Annotated in this window: 1 protein-coding gene; it reads right to left on the bottom strand. The window is 67.3% G+C overall.

The features are described 5' to 3' along the window. A partial coding sequence (locus SLQ30_RS33060) for an AMP-binding protein (protein WP_319451261.1) occupies positions 1-223 on the bottom strand: 223 nt, incomplete at both ends.

Below are 223 nucleotides of genomic sequence, written 5' to 3'. Positions count from 1 at the left end.
GCGCGACCCAGATACTGCAACTGCCCATCAGCACCCCAACACACCAAATCCCCGGTCCGATACATCCGCGCCCCAGGACCGCCGAACGGACACGCCACGAACCGCGACCCAGTCAACCCGGCCCGGCGCACATACCCACAGGCCAACCCGCCACCGGCGACGTACAACTCACCGACCACCCCAGCAGGCACCGGGCGCAACCACCCATCGAGCACGAACAACG

It is taken from the genome of Mycobacterium sp. RTGN4 (genome assembly GCF_033804635.1).
In the GTDB taxonomy this organism is placed as follows: Bacteria; Actinomycetota; Actinomycetes; order Mycobacteriales; family Mycobacteriaceae; genus Mycobacterium.
The sequence above is the reverse complement of the archived record's forward strand: the minus strand, read 5'-3'. Positions and strand labels throughout refer to the sequence as shown.